General features: G+C 73.5%; 12 protein-coding genes and 1 pseudogene. 4 read left to right on the forward strand and 9 right to left on the reverse strand.

What is annotated here, in order from left to right; all coding sequences use genetic code 11:
- The 5 genes from GL259_RS01105 to GL259_RS01120 all read right to left on the reverse strand — a co-directional run.
- A partial coding sequence (locus GL259_RS01105; RefSeq protein WP_159538264.1) for an acyl-CoA carboxylase subunit beta occupies positions 1 to 1,155 on the reverse strand: 1,155 nt, incomplete at its 3' end.
- A gap of 117 nt (positions 1,156 to 1,272) precedes the next feature.
- Positions 1,273 to 1,470 (reverse strand): acyl-CoA carboxylase subunit epsilon, encoded by a 198-nt coding sequence (locus GL259_RS01110; protein WP_159528431.1) that lies wholly within the window; start codon positions 1,468 to 1,470, stop codon positions 1,273 to 1,275.
- Positions 1,471 to 2,733: 1,263 nt separating this feature from the next.
- The gene (locus tag GL259_RS39465; RefSeq protein ID WP_347814644.1) at positions 2,734 to 3,426 is read right to left on the reverse strand and encodes a cytochrome P450; all 693 of its coding nucleotides are present in this window, start codon (positions 3,424 to 3,426) and stop codon (positions 2,734 to 2,736) included.
- Positions 3,321 to 3,962: a hypothetical protein gene (locus GL259_RS39470; protein WP_347814603.1), complete on the reverse strand. Its 642-nt coding sequence runs from the start codon at positions 3,960 to 3,962 to the stop codon at positions 3,321 to 3,323. The genes GL259_RS39465 and GL259_RS39470 overlap by 106 nt, the downstream gene beginning before the upstream one ends.
- Before the next feature lie 105 nt (positions 3,963 to 4,067).
- Positions 4,068 to 4,748, reverse strand: coding sequence for a ScbR family autoregulator-binding transcription factor (locus tag GL259_RS01120; protein WP_159528433.1), 681 nt, complete (start codon positions 4,746 to 4,748; stop codon positions 4,068 to 4,070).
- A gap of 371 nt (positions 4,749 to 5,119) precedes the next feature.
- Between GL259_RS01120 and GL259_RS38225 the strand changes: the two genes are divergently transcribed.
- From GL259_RS38225 to GL259_RS01130, 3 genes are all read left to right on the forward strand, one after another.
- On the forward strand, positions 5,120 to 6,274 hold the full coding sequence (locus GL259_RS38225; RefSeq protein WP_243762173.1) for a hypothetical protein: 1,155 nt from the start codon (positions 5,120 to 5,122) through the stop codon (positions 6,272 to 6,274).
- A complete protein-coding gene (locus tag GL259_RS38230; protein ID WP_243762174.1) occupies positions 6,271 to 7,041 on the forward strand; it encodes an acyl-CoA dehydrogenase in 771 nt (256 codons plus the stop codon). Before GL259_RS38225 ends, GL259_RS38230 begins: the two co-directional genes overlap by 4 nt.
- A gap of 345 nt (positions 7,042 to 7,386) precedes the next feature.
- Complete coding sequence (locus GL259_RS01130; RefSeq protein ID WP_159528436.1) at positions 7,387 to 7,671, forward strand: GlsB/YeaQ/YmgE family stress response membrane protein; 285 nt, start codon at positions 7,387 to 7,389, stop codon at positions 7,669 to 7,671.
- 768 nt (positions 7,672 to 8,439) lie between these two features.
- On the opposite strand, the gene GL259_RS01135 is transcribed toward GL259_RS01130, so the two are convergent.
- The gene (locus tag GL259_RS01135; RefSeq protein ID WP_159528438.1) at positions 8,440 to 9,045 is read right to left on the reverse strand and encodes a lytic polysaccharide monooxygenase; all 606 of its coding nucleotides are present in this window, start codon (positions 9,043 to 9,045) and stop codon (positions 8,440 to 8,442) included.
- Between the two features lie 1,392 nt (positions 9,046 to 10,437).
- Between GL259_RS01135 and GL259_RS01140 the strand changes: the two genes are divergently transcribed.
- Positions 10,438 to 11,208, forward strand: coding sequence for a calcium-binding protein (locus GL259_RS01140; RefSeq protein WP_159528440.1), 771 nt, complete (start codon positions 10,438 to 10,440; stop codon positions 11,206 to 11,208).
- 81 nt (positions 11,209 to 11,289) lie between these two features.
- Here GL259_RS01140 and GL259_RS01145 read toward each other — a convergent pair whose 3' ends face one another.
- From GL259_RS01145 to GL259_RS01155, 3 genes and pseudogenes are all read right to left on the reverse strand, one after another.
- The gene (locus GL259_RS01145) at positions 11,290 to 11,601 is read right to left on the reverse strand and encodes an antibiotic biosynthesis monooxygenase (protein ID WP_159528442.1); all 312 of its coding nucleotides are present in this window, start codon (positions 11,599 to 11,601) and stop codon (positions 11,290 to 11,292) included.
- A gap of 138 nt (positions 11,602 to 11,739) precedes the next feature.
- A pseudogene (locus GL259_RS01150) lies at positions 11,740 to 12,459 on the reverse strand (NADP-dependent oxidoreductase); the annotation flags it as partial.
- 140 nt (positions 12,460 to 12,599) lie between these two features.
- Entirely contained in the window at positions 12,600 to 12,797 is a 198-nt protein-coding gene (locus GL259_RS01155) for a hypothetical protein (protein ID WP_159528444.1), read from the reverse strand.
- Positions 12,798 to 12,917 lie beyond the last annotated feature (120 nt).

The following is a 12,917-nucleotide window of genomic DNA, read 5'->3' on the forward strand; positions in this document are numbered from 1 at the left end:
GTGCTCCTGGTCGACGCCCGGCAGGAAGCCGGGCACGTCCAGGAGGGTGAGGATCGGGATGTTGAACGCGTCGCACATCTGCACGAAGCGGGCGGCCTTCTCGGACGCGGCGATGTCCAGCACCCCGGCCAGCACCCGGGGCTGGTTGGCGACGACGCCCACGACCTGGCCGCCCATCCGGGCCAGCGCGCAGATGACGTTGCGCGCCCAGCGCTCGTGGACCTCCAGGTACTCGCCGTCGTCGACGATCTCCTCGATGACCTCGGCCATGTCGTAGGGCCGGTTGCCGTCGGCCGGCACCACGTCCAGCAGCGCCCCGGACCGCCGGGTCTGGGGGTCGGTGCACGGCACGCAGGGCGGGAAGGCGCGGTTGTTCTGCGGCAGCAGCGACAGCAGGTAGCGCACCTCCGCCAGGCAGCTCTCCTCGTCGTCGTAGGCGAAGTGGCACACCCCGGAGGTCTCGGCGTGCACGTCGGCGCCGCCCAGCCCGTTCTGGGTGATCTCCTCGCCGGTGACGGCCTTCACCACGTCGGGGCCGGTGATGAACATCTGCGAGGTGTCGCGGACCATGAACACGAAGTCCGTCAGGGCGGGGCTGTAGGCCGCGCCGCCCGCGCACGGGCCGAGCATCACCGAGATCTGCGGGATCACCCCGGACGCCCTGGTGTTGCGCTGGAAGATGCCGCCGTAGCCGGCCAGCGCCGAGACGCCCTCCTGGATGCGGGCGCCGGCGCCGTCGTTCAGCGACACCAGCGGCGCGCCCGCCGCGATGGCCATGTCCATGATCTTGTGGATCTTGGTGGCGTGGGCCTCGCCCAGCGCGCCGCCGAAGATCCTGAAGTCGTGGGCGTAGACGAAGACCGTGCGGCCCTCCACCGTGCCCCAGCCGGTGATCACACCGTCGGTGTACGGCTTCTTCTCCTCCAGGCCGAACCCGGTGGCCCGGTGCCGGCGCAACTGCTCCACCTCGCAAAAGGAGCCCGCATCCAGCAGCAGCCCGATGCGCTCGCGCGCGGTCAGCTTGCCCTTGGCGTGCTGTGCCGCCGTCGCCCTCTCGCCCGGTCCGGCCAGCGCCTGCGCGCGCACCGCCTCCAGCTCGGCCGCGCGCTCGCGCGTGCTCGCCGCCCGCGCCGCCACCCGGGGCCCGTCCTCGATGACCGTCACTGGACAACTCCCTCCTCGCGGTGCGGCCGACACTGCCTCCCGGCAACAAACCGCTAGGACGGTTTGTTGGCGCGCACACGAATGTACCAGGGCAGGCGCCCCGCGGACCTACTGCCAGTTGTAGGGGGAGCGGTAGGCCTCGGCGGCCCGCTCGGGGCGCCACGGCGCCGATCCGGGCGCCGGCCCGGAACCGGTGTCCGCCTCCCGCGCGGCCAGCAGCGAGACCAGCACGGCGGTGACCGCGGCCAGCTCCTCGCGCGTGGCCCGGCCCCGCTCCACACGAAGTACGGCGTGCGGGCTGTCCATCCGGCCGCCTCCCCTCTTGTCGAAGCTCCCCGCAACCGTCGGCCACCGCGCTCAAGGGCCGCTCTCGAACCGGTCGAGACCGTCCGGACGGTCCCGGCCGGAACTTCCCCGCCGCTCCCGGCCGCGCCCCGCCCGGCCGGGGCGCGGCCGGGAGCGGCGGGGGCGGGCACCCGGGCAGGCCGGACGACGGGGGCGGGCGGGCCGGGGCGGGCGGGACGGCGAGGGCGGGCCGGGGCGGCGAGGGCGGGCCGGGCGGGCGGGACGACGGGGCGGGCGGGCCGGGGCGGGCGGGACGACGGGGGCGGGCGGGCCGGGGCGGGCGGGACGGCGAGGGCGGGCCGGGGCGGGCGGAGGGGCGCGCCCGCGTCCCGCCGGCGGGGCTCCGCCCGGCACCGGGCGCCGGGCGGAGGCCCGTGCCGAGGCCGGGGCCCGCCGGGTCTTTCCGGCGCGGCCGGCCGGCGGCAGCAGGGGGCGCGTCCGCTCGCCGTGCGGTGCCGGCCGCGGGCCCCTTGCCGCGGCGGGGCGTGCCGCCTTCGCCCGGGCCGCCCTCACGCCGCGCCCGCGGCCGGGAGGCTGCGGGCGCCGGCCGGTCCCGCAGGTGCCCGCGGGCCGCTGCGCGGCCGGCGCCGGGAGGGAGCGGCCGCGCCGGCGGTGCTCCCCGGCCCCGCACGGCGCCCGGCCGGCGCCCCTCCCCCGGCGGACGCGCCGGTGCCCGGCGGGCACCGGGCCGGCGCCGCGCGCCGCCCCGGTCCGCCGGGCGGGGTGGCGCCTGCGGACGCGGTGCGCACCGGCGCCGGCGCGCCGCCGGGCGCGCCGCGTGCCCGGGCGCCGTACCGCCGTCCGCGCCCGCCGCCGGGCGCACCGCGGTACCGGGCGGCGGTTGCGGGGGGAAAGGGGGTGCGTCCGGCGGCGGGGCCCCGGCGGACGCGGGCGGCCCGGGTGCCGGCGCGGTGCGCGCGGCCGTCCGGGCCGGTCCCGCGCGTCCGGTCCCGGGCCGGTTGCGGGCCGGTTGCGGGCCGCTCGTGCCCGTGTCCGGGACGGTCCCCGGGGTGCCGGAGCGCCGCGGGCACCCGCCGGGGCCCGCGGGGGCCGGCAGGGGTGCCGGGGCGGTGGTGCGGGGCCGGGCGCCGTGCGGCCCCGCCCCCGCCGCCCCGCCCCTCTCGCCGCCCGCCCTTCCCGTGCGGGCGGGGCGGGTGGGTGGGGTGCCGTCCGGCCGTGTCCGCCGCCCCGCCCCCCCCCGGGGGGCGGCGGACGCGGTGGGTGTCAGGGGCCGAGCAGCACGGGCAGCGAGCGGTGGCCGTGGAGCATGAAGGTGGGCATCGGCTGGAGGTCCTGCGGTGCGCAGGCCAGCCTCAGGTCCGGGTAGCGGGCGAAGAGTTCGGCGAAGGCGACGCCGGCCTCGATCTCGGCGAGCGGGGCGCCCAGGCACCGGTGGGTGCCGTGGCCGAAGCCGAGGTGGCCGGCGCTGCGGTCGCGCAGCAGGTCGAAGCGGCCGGCGTCGGGCCCGTGCCGCTGCGGTTCCAGTCCCGCCGCGTGGAACCCGACGACGATGGGGTCGCCCTGTCTGATCAGCACGCCGTCCAGGTCGATGTCCTCGACGGCGAACCGCATGGGCGCGAACGCCGGGGGCGTGTGCACCCGCAGGGTCTCGTCGATCACGTCGCTCCAGCCGGCGCGGCCGGCGCGGACGTGCTCGAGCTGCTCGGGGTGGGTCAGCAGGGCCGCGACGGCATTGGTGATCAGGACGGCGGTGGTGTCCTGGCCCGCGGCGATCATCATGAAGAGCGTGCCGAGCAGTTCGTCCTCGGTGAGGCGGTCCTCCCTGTCCCGCGCGTCGATCAGCGAGGTGGTCAGGTCGTCACCGGCTCCTTGCGCTTGGCCGCCACCAGCTGGGCGAGCAGCCCGTAGGCGCGCAGGCGCGCGGCGGTCATCTCCTCGGCGCTCAGGGTGCTGCAGAAGACCGCGTGCAGGGCGGAGCTCAGCTCGTCGGCGGCGGCGCCGCGGGGCACGCCGTACAGCTCGCAGATGACCCGCAGCGGCAGCAGTTCGGCGTAGGCGGTGCGCAGGTCCACCGCGGTCCCGGCCGGCGTGCCGGCCAGGTCGTCCAGGAGGTCCGCCGCGATGCGCCGCACCGTGGGCCGCTGGTCGCGCGAGCGGCGCGCGGTGAACGCCCCGGCGATCAGCCGGCGCAGCCGGGCGTGGTCCTGCCCGTAGGAGAAGAGCATGTTCTCGTTGGCCACCCACGGATACAGCGGCCACTCGTGGGTGATCTCCCCGGCGATGAACGCGGGCCAGTGCCGGCGCGCGTCCCGGGAGACCCGGCGGTCGGTGAGCAGCCGCTCCACGTGGGCGCGGCCCACCACCGCCCAGGCGAGCACCCCGCCGGGCAGCTCCACCCGCACCGCGGGCCCCTGCTCCCGCAGCATCGCCGCCTCCGCGGCGAGGTCGCGCCCCGTCACGTCCAGGGCGTAAGGACAGGCAGTCGTTCCCATTTCGGCACTCCCCCAGGTTCGGCCTTGCCCAGTTGTGTTGCGACGTGCCCGTGCGCGCCCCGGCCGGACCGCGGCCCGGATTGAGGAAACCGAGGGGGTGCGGCGTCAGTCGACGGCCACCGCCCCGGCCTCCCGGCGCAGCTGCAGGGCCTGTTCGTAGACCCGGGCGCCGCGGTCCGGCGCCATGTCGAGCCGGATGAGCACCGCCGGCACCGCGATGCTGGACATCAGGTGCCGCTCGATGGAGGACACCCGCTCGGCGAGGTCGGCGTGCCCGGTCATGATCTTCGACAGGATCTGGCACCCGGTGAAGGCCGCCACGAACACCCGCGCGGCGTCCTCGATGTCGACGTGCGGCAGCAGCTCGCCGTTGTCCCTGGCCCGGGTGAGCAGGGCGACGTTGTGCTGCAGCCACGCCGCCATCGGCACCTGCCGGTCCAGGCCGTCCTGCGGAGAGCCCTGGTCGACCGTGAGCCGGATGCTGCCGCGCACCAGCGGATCACCGGTGCTCAGCAGGTGGGCCAGCAGGAAGGTGGCGTCCAGCCCCTCCTGCAGCGCCAGCCGGCGCGCGGGCAGCGGCGGCGCCGAGGCCAGCTGGTGCGCCAGCACCTCCTGGGCCAGCTCCTCCTTGGAGGAGAAGTGGAAGTACAGGGCCCCCTTGGTGACACTGGCCCGCTGCAGGATCTCCGAGATCGTCGCCGCCTCGTACCCCACCTCGGCGAACACCGCGGCGGCGGCGACCAGGATGGAATGGCGCGTCCTGACCGCGCGTTCCTGCAACGCCACCGCCCACCTCCGCCACCGGGAAGACCCCGGAAAGAAACCGACAGGTTCGTATCCTCCCATCCGCCCCGGCCCGGATCAAGCGGCGGGCCGGACGCCGGGAACGCCCCTCCGGGCGGGTTTCCCCGGATGCCGCGCACCTGAAGAAAACCCAGCGGACGGTTTCCGTTTGACCGGCGTCCGCCCGCACCGGCCGGATATAACGGGCCCCTCCCCGCCCGAAGCGGGCATTCCGCTACCCGGCCGGGCCCGAAGCCGCCACAGCGGCGGTCTCGTTTTGCTCATCTTTGACTTGTAAGAAAACCGGTAGGTCCGTATCTTCTTGGCTCACCGCACGGCACGCCTTCCGGAACTGCGACAACGGGGAGAGGGCCATGGTCCTTGTGACAGTCCAGCCCGAGGAACGCTCCACAGCACCCGGCGCCACACCCGCCTTCCCGGCCCAGCGCGGCCCGGGCGGACAGCGCCCGGCCCCCGGCGGCCCGGCCCCCGGCGGCCCGGCCTTCGACCGCTTCGCGCCGCTCGCCCTGACCCCCGCCCGGGAGCTGACCCGCCTGCTGTTCGGCCCCCGCAGCGAACGCAACCGCATCCACGCCCCCTGGCGCCGGCTCATCGCCGGCGAAACGTTCCGCCCCCGCCCGGACCTGTCCCCCGCCCAGCAGGTCGCCCGGTCCTACGAACGCCTCCGCCTGGTCAACGACACCCTCGACGACCCCGCCCGACTGGCCCGCGACCCCCACCTGCTGGCCGCCCTGCACGAATGGACCGCGATCGCGGACGGCGGCGGCGGCCTGTGCACCCTCGCCAGCATCCACTACAACCTCTTCCTCGGCAGCCTCCTGGACCACCCGGACGACCGGCGCGACCTGTCACCCTTCACCTCCCTGCAGCGCACCGGAACGTTCCTGTGCACCGAGGTCGACCACGGCAACGACAGCTTCGCCCTGGAGACCACCGCCGAACTCGACCCCCGCACCGACGAGTTCGTCCTGCACACCCCCCACCCCGGCGCCCGGAAATTCATGCCCAACACCAGCACCACCGGCGGCCCCAAGACCGCCCTGGTCGCCGCCCGCCTCCTCACCGGCGGCCGCGACCACGGCGTCTTCCTCTTCCTCACCCCCCTCAGCGACGACCACGGACCGCTGCCCGGCATCCGCGTCACCCCCCTGCCCCTGCGCCCCGACGCCCCCGTCGACCACTGCCTGACCGCCTTCGACCACGTCCGCCTGCCCCGCCAGGCCCTCCTCGAAGCCGAACACGGCCGCCTCGACCACACCGGCACCCTCACCAGCACCCTGGGCAACCCCCGCAAACGATTCCTGCACTCCATCAACCGCGTCACCACCGGCAAACTCTGCATGAGCGCCGCCGCCGTCGGCGCCACCCGCGCCGCCCTCGCCATCGCCGTCCGCCACGGCCAGCACCGCCACGTCAGCGGCCCCCGCCCCGGCCAGCGCATCCCCTCAACACCCACCGCACCCACCACGGCCGGCTCCTCACCGCCCTGGCCACCGCCTACGGCATGACCTTCCTGCACCGCACCGCCACCGACCGCTGGGCCCGCCACACCCCCGCCGACCGCGCCGACGCCGAACGCCTCGTCGCCCTCACCAAAGCCTGGAACACCTGGCAGGCCCGCACCATCACCACCGAATGCCGCGAACGCTGCGGCGCCCACGCCCTCCTGCCCACCAACCCCCTGTCCGCCTTCCCCGCCTACATCGAAGGCACCATCACCGCCGAAGGCGACAACCTCGTCATCTGGACCAAAACCGCCGCCGAACTCCTCTTCCACCACACCCCCGACCCCACACCCCCCACCCCCCACCGGCCCCCACCAACTCACCGACCCCCACTTCCTGCGCCACCTCCTCGCCCGCACCCGCGACCTGTGGCACACCCGCGCCCGCACCGCCCTACGCCAAGGCCCCCCAACGACCCCACCGCCCGCTGGAACACCGCCGCCCCCGCCGCCCTCCACATGCTCACCGCCCACACCGCCCTCACCACCACCGACGCCTACCTCCACGCCCTCCACCACACCACCGACCCCGAAACCCACGACCTCCTCACCCACCTCTGCCTCCTCTTCCTCCACACCCAAATCACCCCCCACACCGGCGACCTCCTCGCCCACCACCACCTCACCCCCGAACACATCCACCACCTCCCCCACACCCACACCACCCTCACCCACCACCTCGCCCCCCACCTCACCACCCTCACCGACGCCTTCGACCTCCCCGACCCCTACCCCCACCCCCACACCGAGGCGCCGTTTCAGTCGGTGTGATCCCGTGACGGCCGGTGCGACCACAGCACCGCAGCCGTCCTGGAGCCCGCCCCTGGAGGAACACGCGCCGCCGGTGACCACACATCGGTGAACGCACCTCACCACGCCACAGCCCGCCCCGCGTTCGGCGTGCCGAAGCCGGCAGCCGGCCACACGGTCGACCGTCCCGGGCCGACACCGACCCGCTGCCCCACCAGCAGACCACCGGCCCGGGACCGGCACGGCGCAGGTGAACACCCGGCCCCCGCAAATTCCCCGCACTTCAACACCAACCACGCGCGGACCCGTTACAAGACGCGTTCTCGGGAAACACGGTCGACCAACCGACAGCAAGGAGGGTCTGTAATGGGCATCATCGCGTGGATCTTCATCGGCCTGCTCGCCGGCGCCATCGCCAAGGCGCTCATGCCGGGCAAGGACCCGGGCGGAATCATCATCACCATGCTCATCGGTATCGCCGGAGGACTTCTCGGAGGGTTCCTCGGCAAGGTGATCTTCGGGGTCGATTCCATCGACGGCTTCTTCGACCTGTCCACCTGGATCGCGGCCATCATCGGATCCGTCATCCTCCTGGCGCTGTACCGGATGATCACCGGTCGCGGACACCGCCGCGGACACGCGCACGCCTGACAGACCCACGACCGCCACAGCCCGTCCCAGGGCAAGCCGTCGTGTCCCGTGGGGTGCCCCCGCCCTTGGGCGGGGGCACCCCCACACGACATGACACAACCCCTCGAAGACATCCCGAAACGACCCCGTGCACAGAGGCCACCGGCGGCTCCCGGCCGCCGGTGGCCTCTGCGGCGTGGCCGATGACGTGGCGGCAGAGCGCTGCCGGCACGAGACCGTGGAACTGACGGTGGGGCAACTGCGCGAAGTTCTCGGCGGCTTGCCGGCCGAGGCTCCCGTTTCGACGCGGAGATCGTCGATGACTGCAACGGCCCCGGCCGAGCCATGGTCGTCTTCCATCGTGTTTTGCCGCTCGATGCAGGGCATCCCTGAGCGGCCAGCCGTCCCCTCACCGGCAATCGTTCCCCATGTCGTAAGTGAGGCGTGCTCCGGAAGGGAGCTTCGTCAGGGCATGAGGTCTCCGGGAGCTGCCGGCGGCGGGGGAAGCCCGGGCGGCCCGGGGACGCCGGGCGGCGCGATACGCCCCGGTGGGCTGACGGTGCCGAGGATTCTCCATGGCCGTCGAGTGTCGGAGCCGTACGACGAGACGGTGGGGAGCCGGCTGCCGTGCGGCTGCCGCGCGATCGCGTGTGTTCACACCAGGAGCGCAGGAAACCCCGCCGGGGCAGGGTGACCGAATGGGTCCCCTGCCCCGACGGAGCTCGGTCGGCCGGGCGGCGGGTCACCGGCGCCCGGCAGAGGCCGGTGCCGTGTGTGGCGCTCTCCGGCTCAGCCGAAGTTCACGTCGCTGCACCACATGTAGGCCTGGTCGAGGTGCGAGGCCTGCCAGATCACGAACAGGATGTGGTGTCCGGTGTAGCCGGAGGTGTTGACGTTGAACCTGATGTCCTGCGCCGGGGCGAAGCGGCCGGTCTGCGTGATGAAGTCGAGGTTGCCCCAGCCCAGGGTCTGGGTCTTGGGGTTGAAGCCCTGCTTGCTCACGTAGACCCTGAAGTAGTCGGCACCGTGGGACGCCTGGTCGTACAGCTGGACCGTGAAGTTGTTGCTGATGTTGGTCGTCTTCCACTGCCCGGGCTTGTCCAGGCTGGCGTTCCTCGAGAGGTTGTTGCTGCAGAGCGTCCCGTCGGGGGTCCGCGCCTGGAACTGGCCACCGAGGCCGTCGCGGAGCGCGCTCATCCAGTTCCACATGGTGTCGGGGTTGGCCTGGAACGCCTGGTAACACATGGGGTCTTCGGTCTGCATGGCCGGGCTCGTGTGGTTGCTGCCCCACGTCTTCCAGCACTGGTACGCGCGGGAGGCGGGGTTGACGATGGTGCCGTGAGCCTGGGCGGGGGTCGACCAGGCCAGTGCGCCGACAACCACGGCGAACACCATGACGAGTGCCTGGAGAGGCCGGCGGAGGAACGACCGCGAGCGCCCGGTTAACGGACTCTGTGTGCGCATGTGGGGGGACTCCTTCCAGTTGCAGGACTGCCATGGGAGCGCTCCCAACGGTACGTATCCTGAGTGAAATGTCAATGAAACAAACAAAGTTGATTACAGGGGTGGGCGGCGAGCAGGGGATCTGCCGTGAGCCGGGAGTCAGAACCGTTCCCAGGACCGGAAAGCGAGGATCCGGCCTGGGCCGGTGTGCGGGCGATGCCGGGGAGGGGCGTTCGCAGCATGGCATCGGGACCTGGTTCCGGCGTGAGGGCTGTCCGGCTCCACCACACGCGAGATCCCGGTCCCGATGGCGCGCTTCCGTACACCCGAGTCGGCCTCGCCGGGCAAGTCGCCTGGTGGGAGCTGTGGCTGTAGGGCGCATCGGGCGGGGAAGGCGGCCGATGGCACGCAGCGGGAACGCGCGTACTCCCCGGATCCGAACCGACGGCACTGGAGCATGGATGCCGTGGCGAGGGAAGCCGTCGGCAACGCAGATCGGTCTCGGCGCGCTCCGACTCACCCGGGCCGCCGCCGCGGCCCCAAGACGCTCGTGGACCAGGTGCCGGAAGACTTCCCGGTGGACCGTCAGCCAGGCCACGGGGAGGCCTGGCTGATCACGCCCGGGTCCGTTCCACGTTCGCCGACACGACTGTTCCGGACAGGGCTGCCCCGCGGTGAGCGGGTGGCGAGGGCTGCGGCTCGGCCGTCGCCGGTTCCCCACGGACGATGGTTCCCCGCCGAGCCCTCCGCCCTCGCCCACATAGCGGCCATCAGCCCGACGATCCGTCGGTGGTCCACCGCGAGCACCTCCACGGTCACCGCCTCGTGCCGGTGCGCCACGACAGCCCCCGCACCAAGGGCCTCTTCGGCCAACGCCGATACCGCCCCGCGCACCCGCAGCGGGCACTCCCGCCACGGCCGGAGCGCCCAGGGCCTCGACGAGTTCCTCCCGGTCGAGCACCCGGCGCTCCGCCACCGCTTCCGCCTCGGCGCATCCGACCGCGATTCGTTCCGCCCGAGGGCGAAGCTCCCCCGTCCGCACCCGGGCAGCCGCCTTCCGCTCCTCCGACAATCCCGACCACCGACTGCGTCGGCCGACTCACTTCCACCAGGCCGGAATTGAGCTGGCGAATCCTGCCACGGCGACACCGGGAACATGCCTGCCCGAAGAAGTCCGACCCTCACATCCGGAGGGACATCGGCTTACCATGACGCCGCGTCGATTCGCGGTCTTGCAGATCCGGACCAGCAGGGGAGACTGCCTTGACGACCGGGTCCGCCCGGTCCCCGGCAGCACCACGCCAAGCAGGTCGGTCCACCGTCACTCCACCGAGATGAGGTCTCATGAACCGAAACCGAGCCGCCGTCAGCGCGGTCGCCGTGGCCCTGTTAACCGCCGGCCTCGCCGTCGGCCCGGCAGCCGCCGCCACTGCCGCCGAGGCGGAGGCCCGCGTCGGAGCCGACTGGGCAACTCAGTCGATCGTCTTCACCGCCGCTGCAGGACAGACCAACAACCTCAACATATTCTCCATGTACACCAGTGACGGGATCCGGCGGATCGGCTTCAGCGACGTGGTCCCGCTCGAACCGGGCGACCACTGTGCGTACTCCAGACCCGAGGACACCACCTCCGTCGTCTGCGAACTGCCCGCCGACAGCCCCCGGCCCGACAGGATCGACGTCTTCCTCGGCGACGGCAGCGACACGATCGCCGCCTTCACCCCCGGGATCGGCACCGTCAGCGGCGGCCCCGGCGACGACGAACTGCACGCCCACACCGCACGCACGGTGCTGGGTGACGCGGGGAACGACATGGTCATGGGACCCGCGGCCCTGCACGGCGGCGACGGCATGGACCACCTGATGGGTGACAGCAGCAACCAGCAGATGTGGGGCGGCCGGGGCGACGACATGATCGAGGGCTACGGCGGTGACGACACCGTGCACGCCGGCCCCGGCGACGACCACGCCATGGGCGGGGACGGCCGCGACATCGTCCTCGGCGGCCCCGGCAACGACACACTGGACGGCGAAGGCGGCGACGACCTCGTCTGTGGCGGCACCGGGAAGGACGCCCTCGAAGGCGGACCCGGCCGCAACATCGTCCTCCCGTAAGTGCGCCTCCGTGCCCGAAGGCCCCGGCCCGCGGCGCGAGCAGCGTCGCGGGCGCGGCGGCAGGTCGGGTGAGGGGCGAGGTCAAACGTCGAGCTCAGCGCGGGGATCGCGTTCGTTGCAGGCGTCGAACATCCGTACCTCGTTGCGCATACGCGAAGCCCACTGGGCGAAGGTCTGCTGGACCTGCGGCGTGCTCAGGTGCGTGGCCAACGCCTCCCGCGACGTCCACCGCTCCAGGACCGTGACGGTTCCGGAGCCGAGGTCGTCGATGCAGAAACTCGGCGGGACGTGGCCAGGGTTCGCCGCGGCGATCGGGTGGGTGGCTCCGGCTTCGGTGATGAAGTCCGTGACGTCACGTGGGTCGACGTGGACCCGGCCGGCGATGGTGATCACCAGTACTCCTTCGGCAGAGGGTGGGACGGCCTGAGCCGTGGGTGCTCAAGACATCGCGGGGCCGGTCAGCGGGAAGTGCGCGCGGCGGGCCGCCTCGGTGTCGCGGGTGGTCGGGCGGCGTACGGTTCGCCGCGGCGCTCAGGGCAGGGTGATGACGGCCTTGCCGCTGCCGCTCTGGGCGAGCGTGTGGGCTTCGGCGACGGAGGCCAGCGGCAGGACGTGCTCGACGCGGGGGGTGTACAGCCCTCGACGGCCGAGGCCGGCGGCCTGCTGCAGGAGGGTGGAGTCGTTGCGGGCATCGATCTTGCGCAGCCCCAGCCGTGCAGCGCCCTCGGTGTCGATGACCGTGACGACGCGGGCGGGGTCGCCGACGATGTCCAGGAGGTCCGGCAGCGAGGCCGACGGTGCGGCGTGAACGGCCGCGTCGATGCCGGCCGGGGCCAGAGCTGCGACCCGTTCGTCCAGCCCCGGGCCGTACGTCGTCGCCTGGACCCCCAGGCCGGTGAGGTGGGCGTGGTTGGCCTGACGGGCGGTGCCGATCACCACCGCCCCTGCGGCCAGTGCGAAGGCGGCAACGGCACTGCCCACCGCGCCGGAGGCTCCCTCGATCAGCAGGGTCCGCCCCTCGAGGTCGCCGAGGACGGCAACGACGCCCGCCGCGGTGGCCGAGGCGAGGCCGGCCGCGGCGGCCTGTTCGGTCGACCAGCCGGAGGGGACGGTGCTCCACGCGCTCAGCACTGCGAACTGCGCGGTGGTGTCGCTGACTCCGCCCGGGCCGAAGACGAGGTCACCCACGCGCGTGCCCTCGACGCCCGGCCCCACTTCGTCCACGACTCCGACCGCGTCGTCACCCGGTACACCAGCGAGACAATCGCCCACGGCATCGCCCCGGGCGGCCCTGAGCGCCACCAGACCTCTACGACCTGCAGCGACACATTTCTGAACGACACAGGGGCGGCGGTCGAGGACCGTCCGGCGGAGCCCGGTGCCCCTCGGGCTCACAGCAGCAGGGGCAGGGCGACGAGGGCCGCCCCGCTCGCGCCGAGGGCCGCCAGTAACGAGCCGGGCCAGTCGCCGGACTGGGCGTAGGTGAGCAGCCCGGCCAGCAGTCCCGCCACCACCGCGGCCAGGAGGATGAGGGCCCACCGCAACGACAGCCGGTCCGGCGTGGGCGTGGGCGGGGACGGTTCGGACATACGGCTCTCCTGCCGCTGTGTCAGGACGGGACGGGGCGGCCCTCTCCTGCGGACCGCCGCGCGCCGGCGCCGGTCCCGATGAGGCCCGTCCTGCGACCCACCCGGCCGTGCCCGGCGCCA

This window comes from Streptomyces sp. Tu 3180 (assembly GCF_009852415.1).
Lineage (GTDB): Bacteria > Actinomycetota > Actinomycetes > Streptomycetales > Streptomycetaceae > Streptomyces.

What these genes read in the sequence shown, in the direction of transcription:
- GL259_RS01110 (WP_159528431.1), bottom strand. Translation starts at nt 1,470, where the DNA reads ATGGACAGCCCGCACGCCGTACTTCGTGTGGAGCGGGGCCGGGCCACG.
- GL259_RS39470 (WP_347814603.1), bottom strand. Translation starts at nt 3,962, where the DNA reads ATGGGAACGACTGCCTGTCCTTACGCCCTGGACGTGACGGGGCGCGAC.
- GL259_RS38225 (WP_243762173.1), top strand. Translation starts at nt 5,120, where the DNA reads ATGGTCCTTGTGACAGTCCAGCCCGAGGAACGCTCCACAGCACCCGGC.
- GL259_RS38230 (WP_243762174.1), top strand. Translation starts at nt 6,271, where the DNA reads ATGACCTTCCTGCACCGCACCGCCACCGACCGCTGGGCCCGCCACACC.
- GL259_RS01130 (WP_159528436.1), top strand. Translation starts at nt 7,387, where the DNA reads ATGGGCATCATCGCGTGGATCTTCATCGGCCTGCTCGCCGGCGCCATC.
- GL259_RS01135 (WP_159528438.1), bottom strand. Translation starts at nt 9,045, where the DNA reads ATGGTGTTCGCCGTGGTTGTCGGCGCACTGGCCTGGTCGACCCCCGCC.
- GL259_RS01140 (WP_159528440.1), top strand. Translation starts at nt 10,438, where the DNA reads ATGAACCGAAACCGAGCCGCCGTCAGCGCGGTCGCCGTGGCCCTGTTA.
- GL259_RS01155 (WP_159528444.1), bottom strand. Translation starts at nt 12,797, where the DNA reads ATGTCCGAACCGTCCCCGCCCACGCCCACGCCGGACCGGCTGTCGTTG.